Source organism: Streptomyces sp. NPDC058650, from assembly GCF_042717315.1.
Lineage (GTDB): Bacteria > Actinomycetota > Actinomycetes > Streptomycetales > Streptomycetaceae > Streptomyces.
The window spans coordinates 160,043-167,683 of the sequence record NZ_JBHXRL010000019.1; the positions used below are offsets into that span (position 1 = coordinate 160,043).

The 7,641-nt window shown below is 72.6% G+C and carries 6 protein-coding genes; 1 reads left to right on the top strand and 5 read right to left on the bottom strand.

All coding sequences use genetic code 11. From position 1 onward, the window contains the following. Window positions 1-49 precede the first annotated feature (49 nt). The 5 genes from ACFWWU_RS28680 to ACFWWU_RS28700 all read right to left on the bottom strand — a co-directional run bounded on the left by ACFWWU_RS28680 (window position 50) and on the right by ACFWWU_RS28700 (window position 6,771). Entirely contained in the window at window positions 50-3,106 is a 3,057-nt protein-coding gene (locus ACFWWU_RS28680) for an NPCBM/NEW2 domain-containing protein (protein WP_384149204.1), read from the bottom strand. Window positions 3,107-3,221: 115 nt separating this feature from the next. Continuing rightward, window positions 3,222-4,451, bottom strand: a complete 1,230-nt coding sequence (gene mshC / locus ACFWWU_RS28685) for a cysteine--1-D-myo-inosityl 2-amino-2-deoxy-alpha-D-glucopyranoside ligase (RefSeq protein ID WP_384149206.1) — start codon at window positions 4,449-4,451, stop codon at window positions 3,222-3,224. Window positions 4,452-4,620: 169 nt separating this feature from the next. Then, a complete protein-coding gene (locus ACFWWU_RS28690; RefSeq protein ID WP_384149234.1) occupies window positions 4,621-5,460 on the bottom strand; it encodes an SCO1664 family protein in 840 nt (279 codons plus the stop codon). After that, window positions 5,424-6,014, bottom strand: a complete 591-nt coding sequence (locus tag ACFWWU_RS28695; RefSeq protein WP_384149208.1) for a DUF3090 domain-containing protein — start codon at window positions 6,012-6,014, stop codon at window positions 5,424-5,426. Before ACFWWU_RS28695 ends, ACFWWU_RS28690 begins: the two co-directional genes overlap by 37 nt. Before the next feature lie 67 nt (window positions 6,015-6,081). Continuing rightward, window positions 6,082-6,771, bottom strand: coding sequence for a histidine phosphatase family protein (locus ACFWWU_RS28700; RefSeq protein ID WP_384149210.1), 690 nt, complete (start codon window positions 6,769-6,771; stop codon window positions 6,082-6,084). Between the two features lie 132 nt (window positions 6,772-6,903). Here ACFWWU_RS28700 and ACFWWU_RS28705 point away from each other — a divergent pair. Continuing rightward, window positions 6,904-7,641 (top strand): CorA family divalent cation transporter (locus tag ACFWWU_RS28705; protein ID WP_384149235.1); only part of this gene is annotated, 738 nt, incomplete at its 3' end.

Consider the following 7,641-nt stretch of genomic DNA (forward strand, 5'->3'; position numbering starts at 1 on the left):
CCCCTCCCGTACGCGTGTCAGGACCTCAGGACCTCACGCGGTCACGCGGTCACGCGCAGGTGAACCGGGCCGCCGCCCAGTCCCCGTGGTCGCCGCTCTTCGACCCGTTGGTGTCCGTGATCCGCAGCCGGACGTGCCGGGCCCCGGTCACGTCGACGTCCACCGGCAGGGTCGCGGAGGCGCCCGTCAGCCGGGGCGAGGTCCACAGGACCCTGCCGTCCGCCTCGACGGAGAAGGCCACGTCCCCGTAGCCGTTGATCTCGTCGTCGATGCCGACGTCGGCGGTGAAGGCGGTGCAGCGCCCGCCGAGGTAGACCTCGATGTCGGAGTCGGCGTGTCCGCCGATCCCCTTCTCGTAGGCCTTCCCGGCCAGGGTGAGCGTCCGGCCGTCGGCGGCGCCGGACTCGCCGTTGGAGCGGTCGCGTTCCGGCGGTCCCCAGCCGTTCGTGGAGCGCAGCCAGACCAGGTCGCTCGCCCAGGCGTCGGCCGTCGGCGGCGCGGGCATCACACCGACCGCGAACCGCTGTGTCGCGGTGCGGTCGGTGCCCGCGGCGCGGTGGCGCGCGCTCGTGGTGAGGGCGGCCTCGCCCGGCTTCGTGTCCGCCGCCGGGGTGACGGCGACCTCGACGCGCCGGGTGGTGCCGGCCGGGATCCGGCCGATCGGTGCGGCCGGGGTGACCTGCCAGCCGGCGGGTGCGTCGAGCGTGACGCGGACGTCGGTGGCGTCGCGGTTGCCCGCGGTGACGTCCACGGCGACCGTGCCCGGGGTGCCCGCGCCGAGCTCCTGCCCGGTGGGCGCGGCGAGGACGGCGGACGCGCCCGGTACGGCGCCGCCGACCGCGCTGGTGTCCGTCAGCCGCAGCTCGAAGCCGCGGTCGGTGGGCAGGGCGGCGGTCTTGACCCGGATCACTCCCCCGCGCTCGTCGCGGTCGTACCACCAGCCCTGGGCGGCGGCGTCGAAGGCGGCGCGGGAGGTGAGGGCGGGCAGCTTGCGCCCGTCGAGCTGCACGCTTCCGGGAGCGTCGCCGGTGTGGACCGTGAAGGCGTACGGCCGGGCGGTGGGCTTCCCGGTGTACGTGCCCTTGCTCGCGCCGATGCGGACGGAGACGTCGCCGGGGCCGCCGTTCGGGGCGCGGACCTCGGCGCGCTGGGTGGCGTACCGGCCGCCGCGGTGTTCGCGGGTGACGCCGTCGTCCTCGTACAGCTCGAAGGAGGAACTGCCCTTCGGGTAGACGTCCCAGGCGATCGGGTCGCCGGGGGCGCGGTCGGTGTACGAGCGGATGTCACCGGGCCACATGGGGACGGTGGCGCCGGCCCGGACGAAGAGGGGCAGGGTGTCGAGCGGGGCGCTGTAGTCGTCGACGGTGACGGGGCCCTCGTAGGTGCGCCCGCTCCAGTAGTCGATCCAGGTGCCCTTGGGGAGGTAGATGCCGTCGCGTTCGACGGCGTCCTGGTAGACGGGGGCGACGAGGAAGTCCTCGCCGCTGAGGAACTCGTACTTGGCGGCGTCGCTCGCGGCCTTCGGGTCGTCCGGGTACTCCAGGGCGAGCGGCCGGGCGAGACCGACGCCGGTCTTCGTGGCCTGGTGGGCGTGGCTGTAGATGTACGGGAGCAGGGCCTCGTGGAGCTTGAGGGAGGCGCGGTTGATCGAGGTGTACGGCTCGCCGTACCGGAAGGGCTGCTTGTCGTTGGCGGCCCAGCCGTCCATCGTCATCGTGACCGGCAGGAAGGTCTTCCACTGGAGGTCACGGGTGTACGTCTTGGCGCTGCCGCCGAAGATCCCGTCGACGTCGCCGGTGGTGTAGGCGAGGCCGGACATGGAGGCGCCGGCGTAGGTGGGGATCTGCCAGCGGATGTACTCCCAGGTGCCCGACTGGTCGCCGGACCACTGGACTCCGCAGCGCTGGGCGCCGGACCAGCTCTCGGGGGCCCAGGTGAAGCCTCGGGCGTCGCTGTGGGCCTCGATGCCGGCGTGGGCGTCCTTGCAGCCGTCGAGGGCGAACTTGTAGCCCGCGCCGACCCAGGCGACGTCGAGCTTGGCGACCCGCTGGCCGGCCTTGACCTGGTCGGCGAGCTTGTCGAGGCCGTCCTCGGTCCACAGGCCGAGCTTCATGCCCCGCTCCCCCAGGCCGGTGGAGGCCTCGGCGAGGTTCTCGTAGCCGCAGCCGTAGCCGTCGTTGACGAGCATCCAGCCGTTGGGCATGTCGTTCTCGACGTAGCCGTCGGCGACCTTCAGGGCGTCGAGGGTGTGGCGTTCGCCGCGGTTGGCGTTGTGGAGGTAGCAGTCGGCGTCGCCGATCTCCAGTCCGTACACGGGCGGCATGAAGGGCTTGCCGGTGAGGCGGGTGTACTGGCCGATGACGTCCTTGAGGGCGTCGCGACCGGTGCCGGCGAAGTAGTAGGCGTCGAAGCGCTGTTCCTTCGCGGTGGTGGTGACGGGCTCGGTGAAGGCGTAGGTGTTGGGCGCGTAGGTGTTGCGGTAGACGCCGTAGCCGGCCGAGGAGAGGTAGAAGGGGACGGAGTTGGGGTGGCCGCCGTCGTTCCAGTTGTAGTCGACGCCGACCTCGACCGTCTTGTCGCGGTGGGTGGTGTTGCCGCGGCCGTTCTGCATGCCGGCGCCGTAGAACTGCTCGTCGGCGCCCCGGGCGAGGGTCTGGGTGGTGCGGTCCTGGTTCCAGGTGAGGCCCTGGGACTCGGACCAGAGCGGGGTGCCGTCGGCGCGTACGGCCGAGAAGCGCAGCGGGGACTTGGTGACGCGCAGGGTGACCGCGGCGGTGCCGAGTTCGTACCGGTCGCCGAGGTCGCGCCAGCGGGTGGCCGGGGGCGGGCCCTGGGGCAGGACGATGTCGGTGCCGGTGGGGTCGGTGAACCTGCCGTCGGGGGCGAGTTCGATGCGGAAGGTGTCGGCGGTGACGAAGGAGACGCGGGCCTCCGCCTGTCCCGCGGTCAGCCGGTAGACGGCTCCGTCGGCGGCGAATCCGGTGACGTCGCCGACGGTGGTGTCGGACGGCTCGGCCGAGGCGCTGCCACCGGGTCCCGCGAAGGCGGTGAGCAACCCGAGCAGTGCACCGGCGACTGCAGCTCTCATGCGCATTGATGATTGCATGAGGCCTATTTAGCGCAGATTCGAGCATCGCGACAGGACAAAAAGGAACCGCCCCCGGACTTCGTCGAGAAGTCCAAGGGCGGTTGCACAAAAGGGGGTTGCTCCACACCGCTCACTACAGGGCGACACCCAGGAGCGCGTCGACGGCGCGGGAGACGAGACCGGGAGCGGACTCGTCGGTGCCCCCCTCGGCGCTCTGGAGCGCGGCCCAGCGGTCGACCGCGGCCAGGGCGGCCGGGGCGTCGAGGTCGTCGGAGAGGACCTCGCGGAGCTCCTCGACGAGCGCGTCGGCGGACGGGCCGTCGGGGCGGGAGACCGCGGCGCGCCAGCGGTCGAGCCGCTCCACGGCGTCCTGGAGGACCTGGTCGGTCCACTCCCAGTCGGCGCGGTAGTGGTGGGAGAGGAGCGCGAGCCGGATGGCGGCCGGGTCGACGCCGTCGCGGCGCAGCCGCGAGACGAAGACGAGGTTGCCCCGGGACTTGGACATCTTCTCGCCGTCCAGGCCGACCATGCCGGCGTGGACGTACGCCTTGGCCATCGGGAACTCGCCGGTGAGGGCCTGGGCGTGGGAGGCGCCCATCTCGTGGTGCGGGAAGATCAGGTCGGAGCCGCCGCCCTGCACGTCGAAGCTCATGCCGAGGTGGTCCAGGGCGATGGCGACGCACTCGATGTGCCAGCCGGGACGCCCGGCGCCGAGGCTGGCGCCGTCCCAGCTCGGCTCGCCCTCACGGGCGGCCATCCAGAGCATCGGGTCGAGCGGGTTCTTCTTGCCGGGGCGCTCCGGGTCTCCGCCGCGCTCGGCGGAGAGGTGGCGCATGAGCTCGGTGGAGTAGTTCGAGACCTCGCCGAAGTGCGGGTCGGCGTCGACGGAGAAGTAGATGTCGCCTTCGAGCTCGTAGGCGGCCCCGGAGTCCCGGAGGCGCTCGACGAGCGGGACGATGCCCGGTATGGCCTCGACCGCGCCGATGTAGTGCTGCGGGGGCAGCATCCGCAGGGCGGTCATGTCCTCGCGGAAGAGGGCGGTCTCGCGCTCGGCGAGGCCGACCCAGTCGATGCCGTCACGGATGGCTCGTTCCAGCAGCGGGTCGTCCACGTCCGTCACGTTCTGGACGTACAGCACCTGCCGCTTGGTGTCGAGCCACACGCGCTGAACGAGGTCGAACGCGTTGTAGGTCGCCGCGTGACCCATGTGGGTCGCGTCGTACGGCGTGATGCCGCAGACGTAGATACGGGCGACGGGGCCGGGGGCGAGGGTGACTCGTCCGCCGGTCGCGGTGTCGTGGATCCGGAGGTCGCGGCCCTTGCCGGGAAGGGCGGGGACCTCAGAAGCGGGCCAGGCATGCATGACCCGAGCGTAACCGGACAGGTGTTCCGGATACGAACCGGATCCGGGATCTTGACCGATTAGGCGCTCTTGCGGGTCGGAGGCTTGCGTGCATACCCCCCAGGGGTCCAGGCCCTCTCGGCCCGCGATGGCCGAAACTTTTCGGTCTGGTCCCGTCCTGGGCCGAGTCTCAGACCGGCGGCCAGGGGATCGCCGGCCACAGCCCCGAGGGCTCCGGGTGCCGCCCGCTCGCCCGCAGCGCGGCCACGCGCGCGCGTACCGCCGCCACCTCGGCCCCGGTGAGCAACTCCGCCAGACGGGTCGCGAGCGGCGCTCCGGGCGCCAGGGACCGGTCGAGGCCGTCGAGGACCGCGGCCGACTCGGCGGGCAGCTCCTCGCCCGCCCAGCCCCAGAGGAGCGTGCGCAGCTTGTCGTCGACGTGGAAGGTGACCCCGTGGTCGATGCCGTACAGGCGTCCGTCGGGGGCCGGCAGCAGGTGTCCGCCCTTGCGGTCGCCGTTGTTGATGACGGCGTCCAGGACGGCGAGGCGCCGCAGCTCCGGGGTGTCGGCGTGGACGAGGAGCGCGGTGCGGTCCTCGGCGATCTGAGCGGGCCCCACGGCCTTCCAGCCATCGCCCGCCGCCTCGTCCTCGGTGAGGGCGAGGAGCCGCGCCTCCGGATCGGCCTCGATCCACAGCTGGACCATGCCCTCGCCGTACGGGCCCTCGCGGAGCACCGTCGGCGGGATCAGGCCCCAGCCGGTGGCCTCGGAGATCTCGTACGCGGCGACCTCGCGCTGCGCGAGGGTGCCGTCCGGGAAGTCCCACAGGGGCTGCTCCCCCGCGACCGGCTTGTACACACAGGCCGCCTCGCGGCCCTCGTACGCGACGGAGCAGTAGAGCACGGCGTTGGACGCCTCGCCGACCCGGCCGCGCACGGTCAGCTCACCGTGGGCGAGCAGCTCCGCGGCCGGCAGGGTCTCGGGGCTGCTGCTCATGCTCCGCGGCGGTATCCGTTCTGGCGCGGGCAGACGTGCCCCTCGGGGTCGAGCGGCAGGCTGCACAGCGGGCACGGCGGCCGGCCGGCGTTGACGACGTCCAGGGCCCGCTTGGCGAAGGACCGGGCCTGTGCGCCGGTGAGCCGGACGCGGAGCATCGGCGGGCCGTTCTCCTCGTCCTGGAGCAGCCGCTCCTCGGCCTCCGCGAGGTCCTCCTCGGACTCCACGTCGAGCTCGACGAGCGCCTGCGCCTCGACGATCAGCCGCTGCTCCTCGCCGTCCCAGGCGAGCGCCATCGTGCCGACCCGGAACTCCTCCTCGACGGGGGCGTCGAGCGGGGCGGTGTCCGCGCTGTCGGCGGGGGCGATCGAGGGGACGGGGGCATTGCCGCCGGTGCGGCGCACGACCTCGTCCAGAAGCTCGTCTATGCGCTCGGCGAGTGCGGCGACCTGCGCCTTCTCCAGCGCGACGCTCGTTACCCGGCCGCTCGCCGACGCCTGGAGGAAGAACGTACGGCGGCCAGGCAGCCCGACCGTACCGGCCACGAAACGCTCCGGTGGGTCGTAGAGGAACACCTGACGGGACACGTTCCCGGCTCCCTAAAGTCTCGACAGTCGTACGACAACGGCGCGTCCACCCTACTGCGCGAAGGGATCACGGTGCGCCCGCACCGCCCCCGACCTCCGCCGCACCACTGCTGTCGGGAGCCTCGCGGGGGACGAGTCCGGCGAAGTCGCCGGTGTCGCCGAGGCGGAGGAGGAACGGGCGCAGCCGCGTGTAACGGATGACGGTGACCGAGCACGGGTCGACGTGGATGCGCTGGAAGAGGTCCAGGTGGAGACCGAGCGCGTCGGCCACGATCGACTTGACGATGTCCCCGTGGGAGCACATGACGTACGTGGCGTCCTCGCCGTGCTCGGCCTCGATCCGGGCGTTCCAGTCCCGTACGGCCTCGACGGCGCGGGCCTGCATGGCGCGCATGGACTCGCCGCCGGGGAACGCTGCCGCGGAGGCGTGGGCCTGGACGACCTCCATGAGGGGGTCGTCGTTCAGCTCGGCCAGCTTGCGGCCGGACCAGTCGCCGTAGTCGCACTCGCTGATCCGCTCCTCGACGTGGAGCGGGAGGTCCGGGCGGGCGTCGAGGAGCGGCCGCAGGGTCTCCCGGCAGCGCTGGAGGGGGCTGGAGACGGCGGCGGCGAGCGGAACGCCCGCGAGGCGCCCGGGGAGCGCGGCGGCCTGCGCCGCGCCGCGCTCGTCGAGCGCGACCCCGGGCATGCGCCCCGCGAGGACTCCGGAGGTGTTGGCGGTGGAGCGTCCGTGCCGGACGAGGATCAACGTGGCCATGCCGGCCAGCCTAGGTCCACGCGCGCGTGGATGGTGCGGGGAGCGGCCCGGCGTGCTCCACGCGCGCGTGGATGGCGGGGAGACGCCGGTGTGCGCCGCGCGCGCGTGCGTGATGGAGGGCCGCGGGGGAGAATACGGCGCGTGATCGTGGATTCAGCCATCTACCGGGACGGGCGCCGGACTCCCGGGCCCGCCGACCTGTCCGACGCGCTCGACGAGGCGCGCCGGTCGGGGGACGCCTTCCTCTGGATAGGGCTGCACGAGCCCTCGGAGACGGAGTTCGCTCACGTCGCCTCGGAGTTCGCGCTGCACCCGCTGGCCGTCGAGGACGCCTTGAAGGCCCATCAGCGGCCCAAGCTGGAGGTCTACGACGACTCGCTGTTCGTGGTGCTCAAGCCGATCGTCTACGAGCAGGAGAGCGACCGGGTCTCCTCCGGCGAGGTGATGCTGTTCATCGGCGACTCGTTCGTGGTGACCGTCCGGCACGGCGAGGGCGCGGCGCTGGCGGCGGTGCGCAGGCGGCTGGAGGCGGAGCCGGCGGTGCTGAGGCACGGGCCGACGGCGGTGCTGTACGCCGTCAGCGACGCGGTCGTGGACCACTACCTCGATGTGGCGGGTGAGCTCCAGGTGGACCTGGAGGAGCTGGAGGCGGACGTGTTCGCGCCGACCGGCGGCAATCCGTCGAACACCGCGGAGCGGATCTACACGGCGAAGAGGCAGGTCCTGGAGTTCCGGCGGGCGAGCGGCCCGCTGGCCGGGCCGCGCGCCCCGCGGACGGCCCGCTCGGTGCCCCTCGTGAACGCGCCGGCCCCGCCCCTCTTACGCGCCGTCAAACACCACAGTCTCATTAAAACAAAAGAAGCATCCCAC

What these genes read in the sequence shown, in the direction of transcription:
- ACFWWU_RS28680 (WP_384149204.1), bottom strand. Translation starts at nt 3,106, where the DNA reads ATGCAATCATCAATGCGCATGAGAGCTGCAGTCGCCGGTGCACTGCTC.
- mshC (WP_384149206.1), bottom strand. Translation starts at nt 4,451, where the DNA reads ATGCATGCCTGGCCCGCTTCTGAGGTCCCCGCCCTTCCCGGCAAGGGC.
- ACFWWU_RS28700 (WP_384149210.1), bottom strand. Translation starts at nt 6,771, where the DNA reads ATGGCCACGTTGATCCTCGTCCGGCACGGACGCTCCACCGCCAACACC.